Annotated in this window: 20 protein-coding genes; 17 read left to right on the plus strand and 3 right to left on the minus strand. The window is 59.7% G+C overall.

What is annotated here, in order from left to right; genetic code table 11:
* Nucleotides 1-264: 264 nt before the first annotated feature.
* The 8 genes from ffh to bluB all read left to right on the plus strand — a co-directional run bounded on the left by ffh (nucleotide 265) and on the right by bluB (nucleotide 5,249).
* Complete coding sequence (ffh, locus tag J7399_RS16770; protein WP_209087713.1) at nucleotides 265-1,791, plus strand: signal recognition particle protein; 1,527 nt, start codon at nucleotides 265-267, stop codon at nucleotides 1,789-1,791.
* Between the two features lie 24 nt (nucleotides 1,792-1,815).
* Nucleotides 1,816-2,163, plus strand: a complete 348-nt coding sequence (locus J7399_RS16775; protein ID WP_209064140.1) for a hypothetical protein — start codon at nucleotides 1,816-1,818, stop codon at nucleotides 2,161-2,163.
* A 5-nt stretch (nucleotides 2,164-2,168) separates the two neighbouring features.
* The gene (locus tag J7399_RS16780) at nucleotides 2,169-2,708 is read left to right on the plus strand and encodes a GNAT family N-acetyltransferase (protein ID WP_209087715.1); all 540 of its coding nucleotides are present in this window, start codon (nucleotides 2,169-2,171) and stop codon (nucleotides 2,706-2,708) included.
* On the plus strand, nucleotides 2,705-3,226 hold the full coding sequence (locus J7399_RS16785) for a GNAT family N-acetyltransferase (RefSeq protein WP_209064136.1): 522 nt from the start codon (nucleotides 2,705-2,707) through the stop codon (nucleotides 3,224-3,226). The genes J7399_RS16780 and J7399_RS16785 overlap by 4 nt, the downstream gene beginning before the upstream one ends.
* On the plus strand, nucleotides 3,226-3,831 hold the full coding sequence (locus tag J7399_RS16790) for a GNAT family N-acetyltransferase (protein ID WP_209087717.1): 606 nt from the start codon (nucleotides 3,226-3,228) through the stop codon (nucleotides 3,829-3,831). Before J7399_RS16785 ends, J7399_RS16790 begins: the two co-directional genes overlap by 1 nt.
* A complete protein-coding gene (locus J7399_RS16795; RefSeq protein ID WP_209087719.1) occupies nucleotides 3,824-4,132 on the plus strand; it encodes a chorismate mutase in 309 nt (102 codons plus the stop codon). Before J7399_RS16790 ends, J7399_RS16795 begins: the two co-directional genes overlap by 8 nt.
* A gap of 104 nt (nucleotides 4,133-4,236) precedes the next feature.
* On the plus strand, nucleotides 4,237-4,602 hold the full coding sequence (gene rpsP / locus J7399_RS16800; protein WP_209079508.1) for a 30S ribosomal protein S16: 366 nt from the start codon (nucleotides 4,237-4,239) through the stop codon (nucleotides 4,600-4,602).
* A 17-nt stretch (nucleotides 4,603-4,619) separates the two neighbouring features.
* Nucleotides 4,620-5,249 (plus strand): 5,6-dimethylbenzimidazole synthase, encoded by a 630-nt coding sequence (gene bluB, locus J7399_RS16805; protein WP_209087721.1) that lies wholly within the window; start codon nucleotides 4,620-4,622, stop codon nucleotides 5,247-5,249.
* Nucleotides 5,250-5,341: 92 nt separating this feature from the next.
* Here bluB and J7399_RS16810 read toward each other — a convergent pair whose 3' ends face one another.
* Nucleotides 5,342-5,947 (minus strand): hypothetical protein, encoded by a 606-nt coding sequence (locus tag J7399_RS16810; protein ID WP_209087723.1) that lies wholly within the window; start codon nucleotides 5,945-5,947, stop codon nucleotides 5,342-5,344.
* A gap of 239 nt (nucleotides 5,948-6,186) precedes the next feature.
* Here J7399_RS16810 and rimM point away from each other — a divergent pair, with 239 nt between their 5' ends.
* The 3 genes from rimM (at nucleotide 6,187) to J7399_RS16825 (ending at nucleotide 7,947) form a co-directional block, all read left to right on the plus strand.
* Entirely contained in the window at nucleotides 6,187-6,705 is a 519-nt protein-coding gene (gene rimM, locus J7399_RS16815) for a ribosome maturation factor RimM (RefSeq protein ID WP_209087725.1), read from the plus strand.
* Nucleotides 6,705-7,517, plus strand: a complete 813-nt coding sequence (gene trmD, locus J7399_RS16820; protein ID WP_209087746.1) for a tRNA (guanosine(37)-N1)-methyltransferase TrmD — start codon at nucleotides 6,705-6,707, stop codon at nucleotides 7,515-7,517. The genes rimM and trmD overlap by 1 nt, the downstream gene beginning before the upstream one ends.
* 97 nt (nucleotides 7,518-7,614) lie before the next feature.
* A complete protein-coding gene (locus J7399_RS16825; protein ID WP_209087749.1) occupies nucleotides 7,615-7,947 on the plus strand; it encodes a YegP family protein in 333 nt (110 codons plus the stop codon).
* Nucleotides 7,948-8,025: 78 nt separating this feature from the next.
* On the opposite strand, the gene J7399_RS16830 is transcribed toward J7399_RS16825, so the two are convergent.
* Nucleotides 8,026-9,120, minus strand: a complete 1,095-nt coding sequence (locus tag J7399_RS16830; protein WP_209087753.1) for a peptidoglycan-binding protein — start codon at nucleotides 9,118-9,120, stop codon at nucleotides 8,026-8,028.
* A gap of 115 nt (nucleotides 9,121-9,235) precedes the next feature.
* The gene (locus J7399_RS16835) at nucleotides 9,236-10,054 is read right to left on the minus strand and encodes a GH25 family lysozyme (RefSeq protein WP_209087756.1); all 819 of its coding nucleotides are present in this window, start codon (nucleotides 10,052-10,054) and stop codon (nucleotides 9,236-9,238) included.
* Nucleotides 10,055-10,467: 413 nt separating this feature from the next.
* On the opposite strand from J7399_RS16835, the gene rplS reads away from it, so the two are divergent.
* From rplS to queF, 6 genes are all read left to right on the plus strand, one after another.
* Complete coding sequence (gene rplS / locus J7399_RS16840; protein ID WP_209064113.1) at nucleotides 10,468-10,842, plus strand: 50S ribosomal protein L19; 375 nt, start codon at nucleotides 10,468-10,470, stop codon at nucleotides 10,840-10,842.
* An 11-nt stretch (nucleotides 10,843-10,853) separates the two neighbouring features.
* The gene (gene rpmE, locus J7399_RS16845) at nucleotides 10,854-11,075 is read left to right on the plus strand and encodes a 50S ribosomal protein L31 (RefSeq protein ID WP_058239645.1); all 222 of its coding nucleotides are present in this window, start codon (nucleotides 10,854-10,856) and stop codon (nucleotides 11,073-11,075) included.
* Nucleotides 11,076-11,255: 180 nt separating this feature from the next.
* Entirely contained in the window at nucleotides 11,256-11,960 is a 705-nt protein-coding gene (gene queC, locus J7399_RS16850; RefSeq protein ID WP_209087759.1) for a 7-cyano-7-deazaguanine synthase QueC, read from the plus strand.
* Complete coding sequence (gene queD, locus J7399_RS16855; RefSeq protein ID WP_209087762.1) at nucleotides 11,960-12,313, plus strand: 6-carboxytetrahydropterin synthase QueD; 354 nt, start codon at nucleotides 11,960-11,962, stop codon at nucleotides 12,311-12,313. Before queC ends, queD begins: the two co-directional genes overlap by 1 nt.
* Complete coding sequence (gene queE, locus J7399_RS16860) at nucleotides 12,310-13,017, plus strand: 7-carboxy-7-deazaguanine synthase QueE (RefSeq protein ID WP_209087765.1); 708 nt, start codon at nucleotides 12,310-12,312, stop codon at nucleotides 13,015-13,017. The genes queD and queE overlap by 4 nt, the downstream gene beginning before the upstream one ends.
* A 103-nt stretch (nucleotides 13,018-13,120) precedes the next feature.
* Nucleotides 13,121-13,585, plus strand: a complete 465-nt coding sequence (gene queF, locus J7399_RS16865; protein ID WP_209087767.1) for a preQ(1) synthase — start codon at nucleotides 13,121-13,123, stop codon at nucleotides 13,583-13,585.
* Nucleotides 13,586-13,647: the final 62 nt, after the last annotated feature.

The raw sequence follows: 13,647 nt of genomic DNA on the forward strand, positions 1-13,647 counted from the left end.
CTGATCCCTGCCACCTTCTTTCCAGCAGACATGCCGCAGCTGAAAGGCAAGCGAAAGCCCAAATCCGGCAACTCCTGTTGACTCAACGCCTCCACAGGCGTAAACGCGCAGCAATTCCGGGAGTCCGTCAAACTTCCGGTCCCTTGGCCTATGTGCCGGGATCGCCCCCCGTCAGCGAGTTTCGCCCACGGGGGACATTGGCGTTTGGGCGGTTCGCACATATGTTCGGGCCAGATATGAAACGGTGAAAAGGAACCGGTAGCGATGTTTGAAAATCTAAGCGAACGCCTCTCTGGTGTCTTTGATCGTCTCACCAAACAGGGTGCGCTGTCGGAAGACGACGTCAAAACCGCGCTGCGCGAAGTGCGTGTGGCCCTGCTTGAGGCCGACGTTTCGCTGCCCGTCGCACGCGACTTTGTCAAAGCGGTGCAGGAAAAAGCCACCGGCCAGGCCGTCACCAAATCCGTGACCCCGGGCCAGCAGGTTGTGAAAATCGTTCATGACGAGCTGAAAAACGTGCTCGCAGGCGGCGAAGGCGAAGACCTCGGCGCCCTGAAAGTGGACAACCCGCCCGCCCCGATCCTGATGGTCGGTCTTCAGGGCTCCGGTAAAACCACCACCACCGGTAAGCTGGCCAAACGCCTGACCGAGAAAGACGGCAAGCGCGTGCTGATGGCCTCGCTTGACATCTACCGCCCCGCCGCGATGCAACAGCTCGCCGTGCTCGGCACCCAGATCGGCGTGGACACGCTGCCAATTGTGCAGGGCGAAAGCGCTGTGCAGATCGCCAAACGCGCCAAACAGCAGGCGACGCTCGGCGGCTATGATGTTTACATGCTCGACACCGCGGGCCGTTTGCAGATCGACGAGACCCTGATGAAAGAGGTCGAGGATGTGCGCGACGTGGTGAACCCGCGCGAAACCCTCCTCGTTGTCGACGGCCTCACCGGTCAGGTGGCTGTTGAGGTGGCCGAAGAATTTGACGGCAAAATCGGCATCTCCGGCGTGGTCCTGACCCGTATGGACGGTGACGGTCGTGGCGGTGCCGCCCTGTCGATGCGCGCCGTGACCGGCAAGCCGATCAAATACGTCGGCCTCGGCGAGAAAATGGACGCGCTGGAAACCTTCGAGCCAGACCGGATCGCAGGCCGCATTCTGGGCATGGGCGACATTGTTGCCCTTGTAGAGAAGGCTCAGGAAACCATTGAGGCCGAACAGGCCGAACGCATGATGAAGCGCTTCCAGAAAGGCCGCTTCAACATGAACGACCTGAAGATGCAGCTTGAACAGATGCAGAAGATGGGCGGCATGGAAGGCATGATGGGCATGCTTCCCGGCATGGGCAAAATGGCCAAACAGGTGCAGGACGCGGGCTTTGATGACCGCATGATCAAGCGTCAGATCGCCATGATCCAATCCATGACCAAAATGGAACGCGCCAACCCGCAGATCCTTCAAGCGTCCCGCAAAAAGCGGATCGCCGCAGGCTCCGGCATGGAGGTCTCCGACCTCAACAAGCTGCTCAAGATGCAGCGCCAGATGTCTGACATGATGAAAAAGATGGGCAAAATGGGCAAAGGTGGCATGCTCAAGCAAGCCATGAAAGGCATGATGGGCGGCAAAGGCGGCCACGACATGGCTGGCATGGACCCGTCTCAAATGGATCCCAAAGCGCTGGAAGCCGCAGCCAAAGCTATGGGCGCCAAAGGCGGCCTGCCAGGTGGCCTGCCCGGCCTTGGTGGCGGCATGGGGCTGCCCTCCGGCCTCTCCGGCTTTGGCAAGAAAAAATAACGTACACACCGAAGGACGCTGATCGTGAAAAAACTCCTCTCTATCCCCCTCTTCGCTGCGCTCGCAGCATGTGGTGACCTGATCACCGTCGATCTTGACACGTTGCCAGAAGGCCCGATCCGCGGTGACTACCGCACCGTTCTGGATGGCATCCCCGCCACCGTGACCGCCCGTGCCTATGAAGCAGAGGTGAACTTCACCGAAACCGGCAGCTCCATCGGCTATGGCAAACTCTTTGCCCTGGCAGACTCAGAACTGCGCCGCCAGACCGCCTGCCGCGAAGTGCGCCCGGTCAGCCATGACACCCAGAGGCTCCAGTCCGGTGTCTCCAGCAGCTTCATTTTCGAACTCGACGAGTGCCCACGGGTCTAAGCCACATGACCATTGCGCCCACCATATCCACTCCGCGCCTGACGCTGCGCCATCACGTGCTCGATGATTTCGAGCCGCTGGCCGCGCATTTCGCAACGGATTGGGCGCAATATATGGGAGGGCCGATCACCGCAGACGAACTCTGGCGTTGGCTCGGAGCTGAGATCACCAGCTGGCAATGGCTTGGCTATGGCAGCTGGGCGGTGGAGCTGACAGAAACCGGCGCTCTCATCGGACAGGTCGGCATCAACAAACCGCCACGCTTTCCCGAAGTCGAAATCGGCTGGTGTTTCTTCCCGGAAGCCCAAGGCAAAGGATATGCGTTTGAAGCGGCAACAGCCGCACGCAACTGGGCCTTTGGCACCAAAGGGCTTTCCACCTTGGTGAGCTACATCAGCGCCGAAAACGCAGCCTCCATCCGCCTTGCGGAACGCCTAGGCGCGATGCGCGACGACAACGCAGCCCGACCAGACGGCGACCCGGATGATTTGGTCTATCGTCACGTCCCACAAGACAATGACGGAAGTCCGGAGGCCTACGCATGAGCCTCACGCTGAACATCCCCGAGATCGAAACCGAGCGACTGCGCCTGCGCGCGCCGCAGCTTTCCGATCTGGAGCCCATGGTCGCCTTCTATGCCTCTGACCGCAGCGCCTTTGTCGGTGGCCCCCGCGACGAAGCGGCCACCTTCACATCCCTGACAAGCCGTCTGGGACATTGGGTTGTACGCGGCTACGGCCTCTGGCACTTTGAAGACAAGACCTCCGGCACTTTCCTTGGATGGACCGGCATCATCAACGCTCCGGGCTGGCATGAACCAGAACTGGGCTGGAGTGTTCTGGCAGAAGGCGAAGGCAAGGGGTATGCGTCTGAGGCGGCAATTGCCGCGCGCTCCTACGCAGCCGAGCACTTTGGCCTTTCGCACCTTATGAGCTACCTGGCCCCGGCCAACAGCCGTTCTGTTGCCATGGCCAAACGCCTTGGTGCGACTTTCGAACACGAGCATGAACTCCTTGGCAAATTCTGCCACGTCTACCGCCACCCCAAAGTGGAGGCGCTCTGATGTCCGTGCCAACCATCCCAGTTCTGGAAACCAAACGCCTCGTACTGCGCGTTCCGGAGCCTGAGGACTATCCGAACTTCAAGGCCACCTTTGCCTCCTACCGCTCCCGCTTCATGGGCGGGCCGCTCAATGCTTATGAGACATGGATGCTCTATGCGGCGGAAATCGGTCACTGGAACATCCGCGGCTACGGCATGTGGATGATCCACGACAAGGACACCGACGAGACCCTCGGCATGGCGGGCGGCTGGTTCCCTGCCAAATGGCCAGAGCGCGAGATCGCCTGGATCATCTGGCCGGACAAGGCTGGCAAAGGCTACGCGCTTGAGGCCACCCATGCGGTGCGCCGTCACTTCTATGAGCAGCTGGGCTGGGACGGCGCGGTCAGCTACATCGACCCTAAAAATCTGGACAGCATCCGGCTGGCCGAGCGTCTGGGTGCGGTGAAAGACAAAACAGCGGCCTCCGTGGATGGCCACGATGTGGTCTACCGCCACCCCAGCCCCGATGCCCTGCGCTCCTCTCAGATTGCCGATGCGATCGAGATGGAAATCAGCCACTACGCCGATCCGATGTTCAAACCGAAAGGCCACGCCCTTGACTGACCAAGCGAACGACGCGGCCCTGCGCGCCGCCGAGGTGCTCAAAGAGCACCGTGAAAGCATCGACCGCCTCGATGCGATCCTCGTCTACACGCTGGGCGAGCGGTTCAAACACACGCAGGCGGTGGGCAAACTGAAAGCCACCCACGACCTTCCCCCGTCCGATCCCGCGCGCGAAGCCACGCAGATCGCACGTCTCGAAGATCTTGCGAAACGGGCCAATCTGGATCCCGAATTCGCCAAGAATTTCCTGAATTTCATCATCGCTGAGGTCATTCAGCACCACAAGAAACATCAGGAATAACAAACCGTTGGGCAGAGACTGACCTGTCCTTCGACCCAACCCGCACCAAAACGGTGCACCCAAATATGCACGCAAGTGCAAACGCCATTATAGGAGATACACCCATGGCTATGAAAATTCGTCTCGCCCGCGGCGGTTCCAAAAAACGCCCTTTCTACCGCGTTGTTGCAGCGGACAGCCGCATGCCACGTGACGGCCGCTTCATCGAGAAGCTCGGCACCTACAACCCGCTGCTGCCTAAAGACAGCGAAGAGCGCGTAAAACTGGACATGGAGCGCGTTCAGTACTGGCTGGACCAGGGCGCACAGCCTTCTGACCGTGTGGCACGTTTCCTGGAAGCAGCAGGCACTCTGGCGAAGAAAGAGCGCAACAACCCTAAGAAAGCGGAACCAGGCCAGAAAGCCAAAGACCGCGCAGAAGAAAAAGCTGCAAAAGCAGCTGAAGCTGCTGAAGCAGCCGCAGAAGAGTAAGACGGACCGGCCCCGGAATGACCGAATTTACCTCAGATTTCCGGGACGATCTGACACGCCTCATGCGGTGGCGGCGCGATGTGCGTCGCTTCCGCACCGATCCGGTGGACGAGGCACTGCTTCAGGCGTGCCTCGACACCTTTCTCCTCGCGCCCTCTGTGGGCCTGTCGGAGCCCTGGCGTGTGCTGCGCATTGAAAGCGATGAAGCCCGCACCGCCGCCCTCAAGAATTTCGAAGCTGCCAATGCCACCGCCCTGGCGGGCTACGACGGCGACCGCGCGGCGCTTTATGCGGGGCTGAAACTTTCAGGCATGAAAGACGCCCCCGTGCAGCTTGCCATCTATTGTGACGATGCCACCGCCAAAGGCGCGGGTCTTGGCGCCGCCACAATGCCTGAAATGCGTCGCTACTCCGTGGTGGGCGCCATCACCCAATTCTGGCTCACCGCCCGCACCTACGGGCTTGGCGTCGGCTGGGTCTCTATCCTTGATCCGGAGCAGCTCAACCGCGACCTGAACGCACCGGCGGACTGGTCCTTGGTAGCCTATCTCTGCGTCGGCTGGCCCGAAGAGCTGTCTGACACCCCCGAGCTTGCCAAAGCCGGCTGGGAAGACCGCGACGCATCGCTGTCGATCCAATCACGCTAAACCAACAAAGATCCTTCGTCGAAATGTTCTCGTGGGCAGTCTAACTTGGCCGATCATGCTACAGTTGTTTGCCAACAGTCGCTATAAGTAATTCAGGCCAATCGCTTCTCCAGCACATTGAAATATGCAACTGTTTTTACATTAGCGCGCAAACGTTCTTGCCCAGCGTCGAGCTTTGTCAATTCGCAAATTAGTTCCGCTACTAGTGCCAGAACGCATTCAGCAAGTTCAACGAGGTCTTCCCTCAAAACCAATTGAGGCGGCGCGGCGGTTTTTCTCAGATGATTATCTTCTGGCAGCAAAAGATGGGCAACGCGGCCGTTCCTGTAGTGTCGCACACCGCTATGCAGCGCACTGGTCTCAACGGTATCAAATCTGCTCACCAAGTCTCGAAACGCTCGTCCCTGCTGCTCAGAAAAAATAGCTTTCTCCTCTTTGAGCTTACAAGCTAATTTTATTGCTGAACGATAGTTATTACCTTTGTCCAGAAGTCGGCAAACAATCATCTGAAGGCTATCTTGAACGGCTATCAATTGAGGTTGACAGGCTATCAAACGCACATCCGATCCAAAACCGTTATAGAGCTTAGGCCGTTCACCCAACTCAATCAAATACTCCAGATACCAGTATGCGAGAATGCACTCCTCCTTTAACTCATCAGCCCACTCCACGTAGCCTTCGAACTTCGTTGTTTCCATGGTTGCCTCCTTTGAGCCAAAGCAACCTTAAGAAGAAATACCCTCAAAACAAACACCTTCAGTACATATACGTGATGAAACTCCTCTTTCACCACCATCGATCCCGCTACGATAGCCGACAAACTTTGTGGCAATGTCGCCTGTGAAATGACTGCTCACCACGCCGAGGCCTGCCCCCTCCCTTGCGTCCCGTGCCACAATCATGGAAAACAAGCGCCAAGCAAAACAAAGGCCCCGCCATGAGCGACACCCCTTCTGATCTCATCTGCGTTGGCGCCATTGGCGGCGCTTACGGCGTGCGCGGCGAAGTCCGCCTCAAGAGCTTTACCGCCGAAACAGACGCCATCGCCGACTACGCCCCGCTTCTGACCGAAGACGGTGCCTTCGAATTCACCATCACCATCACCCGCGCGATCAAAAACGGCCTTGCGGCGCGGCTCTCGGGCATTGCCACCAAGGAACAGGCCGACGCGCTCAAAGGCGTGAAACTCTTTGTACCGCGGGATCGGCTGCCGGAAACCGATGATGATGAATATTACTACACCGACCTGGTCGGGCTCGAGGTGCGCGACACCGGCGGCGCGGCGCTTGGTACGGTGAAAACCGTGGTCAACCACGGCTCAACGGACCTGCTGGAAGTGCTCCGCCCGGGCAGCGCGGAAACCGTGCTCCTGCCCTTCACCTTGGCGGCGGTGCCCACCGTGGACATCGCCTCCGGCCGCATCATTGCCGACCCGCCCGAGGGACTGTTTGACTGATGAGCGACACCACCAAGAAGCCGAAATCCCACGGCCGCCTTTCGATCTCCGCCTCGCTCAAACCGCGCGAGCTGATCACCCACAATCCCCGTCTCGCCGGGGTCTGGACCGCGCGTATCATCACGCTCTTTCCCGATGCCTTTCCCGGCGTTCTGGGCGAAAGCTTGACCGGTAAAGCGCTCAAAGATGGCAAATGGCAGCTGGAAACCACCAATCTGCGCGATTTTGGCCTGACCAAACACCGTAATGTGGATGACACCCCCGCAGGCGGCGGCGCGGGCATGGTGCTGCGCCCTGATGTGCTGGGCAACGCCATTGAGCACACCATGCGCGGCGCGCGCGGCAACTGGCCGCTGGTCTATCTCTCTCCACGCGGCCGCCGCTTTGATCAACGCATGGCGCGCGCGTGGTCTGAGGCCGATGGCGTCACCATGCTCTGCGGACGGTTTGAAGGCGTGGATCAGCGGGTGCTGGATCACTACAACATCATGGAAGTCAGCCTTGGCGATTTTGTACTGACCGGCGGCGAGATCGCCGCGCAGGCCATGATCGACGCCACCGTGCGTCTTTTGCCCTCCGTGCTGGGCAACGCCGACAGCATTGAGGAAGAAAGCCACTCCAACGGCCTTCTGGAACACCCGCAATACACCCGCCCGGCGGAGTGGATGGGCCGCCCGATCCCGGATGTGCTGATGTCCGGCCACCACGGCAACATCGAAAAGTGGCGCCGCGACATGGCAGAACAGATCACTCAGGAGCGGCGCCCGGACATGTGGTCCGCCTATGAGTCGCAAAAGAAAAGCGGTCAGTAAACCTACGCATCGTCCGCGTAAGGACACCAAGTCCTTGCGCCGCGACGCGCACCATGTTTTCCTCCCGGCATAGAAATTTCATATAAGGATCATGCACATGGCCGCCAAATTTGAGCTTTACACCGACAAGGCCGGAGAATTTCGCTTCCGCCTGAAAGCAGGCAACGGCGAAAACATCCTCGCTTCTGAGGGCTACAAACAGAAAGCCAGCGCCGAAAACGGCATCGAAAGCGTGAAGAAAAATGCGTCCGAGGATGACCGCTACGAGCGCAAAGAAACCAGCGCCGGCAAACATATGTTCAACCTCAAGGCCAGCAACGGTCAGGTCATAGGCACCTCTCAAAGCTACACCAGCGCCTCAGGCCGCGACAACGGCATCGAGAGCGTTAAGAAAAACGCCCCCGACGCCGCGGTTGTTGAAGTCGAGTAAGACCCCAACAAACAATCAAAAATGCGGTCTGCGCATCCCACAACACAGACCGCACCCTCCCTGGGAGAGTTCAGGGAGCTACGCGCTTGGGGTCATCTTGGCCAGCTCCCCAGCAATGGCCTTGATGACTTTCGCGCGCAGTGGACCAAGACGACACTCCGCCTGAATGCCGGTGTCTTGGCAAAACCACACAACCGCCCGCATGGTGCGTGTGTTAAAAATCCCGGTGGTCGGCCCCACCCGATAGCCCCGTGTCCGCAGCTCTTCCTGCAAAACATGCACAAAGGCGTTTTTGTCGAGCCGCGACACCACATAGAGCGCCCGCTCATAGTCCGCATCAGATGCCTCTGAAACGATCTGCTGCGCCAAGGGTCGGAAGGCGCGCGCATCATGGGTGTCATAAGCCAGCAACAAGCCTTCCTCTGCCCGCGCACGTCCACGCAGGGCCGCATGTGCCACCAGCTCCGCCCGCAGCGCCAAAGTCTGCGCATCATCCTGTCCGCGCCATAGGCGCAACAACGCTTCGGCGGCCTTTCCTCCGGCCTTGCCGCTATCCTGTCGCGCAACATCCAGCATCTGCGCCGTCAACACGTCTGGGTCGACATCAAATTCCGCCCCCTGCTGCATCGCGCTCAACACAACTTTCATCGAGGCCACGTCCCCGGCTTGGGCAAAACGGGTCAACTCGGCGCGCCCAAAGGGCTTGTCAGAGGCTTCGGCAAACCTTCCCAGATAATGATACTCTGCCCGCAACGCCTGCGCCTTCTCAATGCCGGCCTCTGAGGCCACATTCAGCTGCGTCAGGGCCTCCGCAGTCTGGCCTTGGGACATCAAGAGCTTGGCATAGCTCGTGCGCACATTATCGCGGCCCGCCTCTATCGCGGCCTGATACCACAGCGCCGCCGCATCCGGATCAACCGACGTGCCAATCCCTTTCAGGTGATAGTAGGCCAACCGCGCCTGTGCCCGCGCATTGCCGTCTTTGGCAAGCGCCTGCATCTCCTGAAACGCCGCAGCGGTGTCTTGTGGCATCTCGATGCCAAACCGCAGCGCCTCCGCTTTGGCGTAACGCTCCTTCTCGGTGAGGGCCTGCATCGCAAACACCGATGTGTCGGCCAAAGGGGTCGCGGTCAGTGCTGCAAAAGAGAGTGCAAACAGTAGTCTTCGGGTCATCGTTGCCTCCTGAGAGTTGGGATGAACTCAGGAAACAGCAGAACCGCCCTTGCCGGACACGCGCAAAAGGATAGTGCCCCCCGCTTTGGAACAGCCTTCCATCCGGATGCTCTGCTCAGAGGTCCCGCCAGCGCACCCAGGCTTCTGGACTGCCCCGAAACACATTCAAATCCACTTCGCCCGCAATTCCCGGCACCAGCCCCGTGCCGCTATATTGCCAGAACACCCAGCGCGCGCCGGGGTAGGTCTTTTGCGGATGATCCGCGACCGAGCGCAGCCAGAACTCCGTTCCATCCAGCCCGCCAATCCCGGTATCGCGGTAGAAATCCACCGTGGTGTAGACAATCGGCCGCCGCCCATAATGCGCCTCAAGCATTGCAAGGAACTTGCGCGCTTCACGCCTCACGGTCCGCCCATCCGGGCGCAACCGGCAGGTCCTGGAATGCGGCCTCCACTCCATATCCAGCACATGCGGCAACGGCGCGCCGCGCGGCACATTGCGGATGAACCAGCGCGCCTGACTTTCCGCTGAGCGACAGAAATAATAGTAGTGATAGGCGCCCCAGGGCACCCCTTCAGCCTGCGCGCCTCTGCGATGGGCATCAAACATGGGGTCTGCCAGATCACCGCCCTCTGTGGCTTTGATAAAGGCAAAGCTGACCCCTGCCCGACGCGCCGCGCGCCAATCCACGGTTTGCTGCCAACGCGACACATCAATACCATGCACCGGATGGCGCTCGGGTGGGCGGCGGTCCCACTCAACCGGATCAGCGTCACCAAAGGTGGGGTAGGTTCTCAGCCGCGCCACCTCTGCGGCGACCCGCGCGGCCTCGGCGGCAGCGGCGTCATTGATGGGTGCCGGGGTCTCATAAGCCGCAGGTGCGCAGCCCAGCAAAGCCCCTGCCAAAATCAGCACACCCACCCAACGCATCATCTAAAACCGCCCACGCCTCAACGCCTTTTGTGCAAGCAGTTAAGCGTTGCGCACAGGCCCCGCACAAGGCACAAGCGGCGCGCGGCACGCAACCGGCAGCTCTTCGCCAGATGCGCTGCGCAGCTGCGCCATTGAGCGTGGTCGGCACACGCAATCCACCCTTGCGCCAAAGCCCGATTTCCCCTAAGAACCGCCCGTCCACGGCTCTTACCCGAGTCGTTTGGGCGTGCTGTGCATTGTGCAAACCTCTGCTTTCTTCGGCTTAGGCTACAGGCGCGGCGCAAAAGACAAGAAAAGACGACCTGACCCTCTGGCGGGCGCTGTACAAATAGCGGACCCGGAAGAAGACCAAGAGTTCTGAGGTGCATCAAACCTTTGTGGATATAACCACAAGCATTATAGGAGATGATCCAATGGATCTGATCGCACAGCTCGAAGCGGAGCAGATTGCTGCGCTGGGGAAAGAGATCCCCGATTTCAAAGCCGGTGACACCATCCGTGTTGGCTTTAAAGTGACCGAAGGTTCGCGCACCCGTGTGCAGAACTACGAAGGCGTCTGCATCAGCCGCAAAAACGGCTCCGGCATCGCTGGCTCGTTCACCGTTCGCAAGATTTCCTTTGGCGAAGGCGTGGAACGTGTGTTCCCACTGTACTCCACCAACATCGACAGCATCACCGTTGTGCGTCGTGGTCGTGTACGTCGCGCCAAACTGTACTATCTGCGCGCCCGTCGCGGTAAATCCGCACGTATCGCAGAAGACACCAACTACAAGCCCAAAAAAGCGTAAGGAGTGGTCTCATGAAAAAAGATACCCATCCCGATTACCACTTCATCGACGTGAAAATGACCGACGGCACCATCATCAAGATGCGTTCCACCTGGGGCAAAGAAGGCGACACCATGGCGCTGGACGTAGACCCATCCGTGCACCCGGCATGGAACGGTGGCTCCACCCGTCTTATGGATGCCGGTGGCCGCGTGTCCAAATTCAAAAAGAAATACGAAGGTCTGGGCTTCTAATAAGCTTAGCAACCAACGTTTCAGAAAACGCCGCCTCCCTCGGGGCGGCGTTTTTGTTGGGCAGATCTCCGCTCCCACAGAGCTGTGAAGATCGCGCTCTTGCCTTTGCCTCGACGCCGCTCTAAAAGCCGCGCGCACCGGTCGCAGCCTACCCGGTACATCAAAACAAGGGTTACAAAAATGAAAACGACTGTTGTCTGCTCCGGCGGACTGGACTCCGTGTCTTTGGCTCACATCGTGGCTGCCGAAGGCAATCTCTCCCGACTGGTCTCCTTTGACTACGGCCAACGCCACCGCAAAGAGCTCGACTCCGCTGCGGCCTGCGCAGACCGCCTCGGGGTGCCCCATCACATCATCGACCTGCGCGCGGTTGGCGCTGCCCTCACCGGCTCTGCCCTGACCGAAGCAGATGTGGATGTGCCCGATGGACACTATGCTGAGGAAACCATGCGCATCACCGTGGTGCCCAACCGCAACGCCATCATGCTGACCATTGCCTATGGCATTGCCGCAGCCAATGGCGACAGCCGCGTGGCCACCGCGGTGCACGGCGGGGATCACTTCATCTATCCCGATTGCCGCCCCGACTTCACCGAAGCCTTTGACGCCATGCAACAGGCCGCACTTGAAGGCTATGCCGACGTACGCCTGCACACCCCCTTTGTGCATCGCAGCAAAGCCGACATCGTCACCGATGGGGCCGCCGCCAACACGCCTTTCGCGCTGACATGGTCCTGCTACAAAGGCGGCGCACAGCACTGTGGCCGCTGCGGCACCTGCGTGGAGCGGCGCGAGGCCTTTGACCTTGCCGGCGTCCCCGATCTCACCCCCTATGAGGATCCGGATTTCTGGCGCACCGCCGTGGCCGAGCGGGAGGCAAGCTGATGTTTCGCATCTCCAAAGAGTTTCACTTCTCCGCCTCCCATCAACTGGCCCATCTGTCCGACGATCACCAATGCGCGCGCCTGCATGGCCACAACTACATCGTTGTGGTCGAACTCGCCGCTGCTGAACTGAACGCCGACGGCTTTGTGCGGGATTATCACGAGCTCAAACCGCTCAAATCCTACATCGACGATCACTTCGATCACCGCCACCTCAACGACCTGCTCAACGTGCCCTCCACGGCCGAAAACCTCGCCAAGCATTTCTATGACTGGTGCAAGGCCCGCTGGGACGAAGTCACCATGGTCAAAGTCTCAGAAACCCCCAAGACCTGGGCCGAGTACCGCCCATGACCCTGCGTGTTGTTGAGATTTTTGGCCCCACCATTCAGGGCGAGGGGGCGCTGATTGGCGAACCCACGGTCTTTGTGCGCACCGGCGGCTGCGACTATCGCTGCACATGGTGTGACAGCCTGCATGCCGTGGACAGCGCCTACCGCCATGACTGGAAACCCATGAGCGCCGAGGCGGTCATGGAGGAAATCAAACGCCTTTCCGGCAATCGCCCCCTCACGGTGTCCCTGTCTGGCGGCAACCCTGCGATCCATGACTTCGCGCCGCTGATCGCGCTTGGCAAATCCCAAGGCTACGGCTTTGCCTGCGAAACGCAGGGATCCGTTGCCAAGCCTTGGTTTGCGGAACTGGACACATTGGTGCTCAGCCCCAAGCCACCCTCCAGCGGCGAAACTGTGGATTGGGACGCTTTTGAACAGTGCCTCTATGCGGCTGGCACCACGGCGGATGTGGCAATGAAGATCGTGATCTTTGATGAGGAAGATTTCCTCTGGGCACAAAAGGCCCATGCCCGCTTCCCCGATCTGCCGCTGTTTCTGCAGCCCGGCAATCCCATGGTTGATCCGGAGAAACCTGTGGATCTGACCGAAACCACCTCCCGTCTGGAGTGGCTGATCGACAAGGTTGTCGCCGCCAGCTGGTTCGCCCCGCGCGTGCTGCCACAGCTGCACGTGCTGGTCTGGGGCAACAAACGCGGCGTTTGAAACACCACCCCAAAGCGCACGCCGCTTTGGGCAGAAGAACGACATTCATCTGACACATCACACCGGCGCACCAACCGCCGGGGCTGTCCCCTTGGAGAACCCCATGAGCGAAGACATCTACAGCAATCTGAAACAACTCGGCGGTGCCACCGTCATGCCCACCAGCCCGGAAGAGGCCGAGCTGGAGCGTGTGGAAAACCCGCAGGTCGATGCGGCCTATAACGTGCGCTTCACTGCACCGGAGTTCACCTCCCTCTGCCCCATGACCGGCCAGCCCGATTTTGCCCATCTGGTGATCGACTATGTGCCCGGCAAATGGCTGGTGGAAAGCAAATCCCTAAAGCTTTTCCTTAGCTCCTTCCGCAACCACGGCGCGTTCCACGAGGATTGCACGGTCTCCATCGCCCGCCGTCTGGCGGATTTTTTGGAGCCCCAATGGCTGCGCATCGGTGGCTACTGGTATCCACGCGGCGGCATCCCGATTGATGTGTTCTGGCAAACCGGCGCCATGCCCGAAGGTGTCTGGATCCCCGATCAGGGCGTGCCGCCTTACCGCGGCCGCGGCTAAGAAAAACACAGCGCATCGGCCATCTGCATCCTATGCAGGCCGATGCTTTGGAACGACCCAAT

The organism is Shimia sp. R9_1, assembly GCF_017743775.1.
In the GTDB taxonomy this organism is placed as follows: Bacteria; Pseudomonadota; Alphaproteobacteria; order Rhodobacterales; family Rhodobacteraceae; genus Shimia.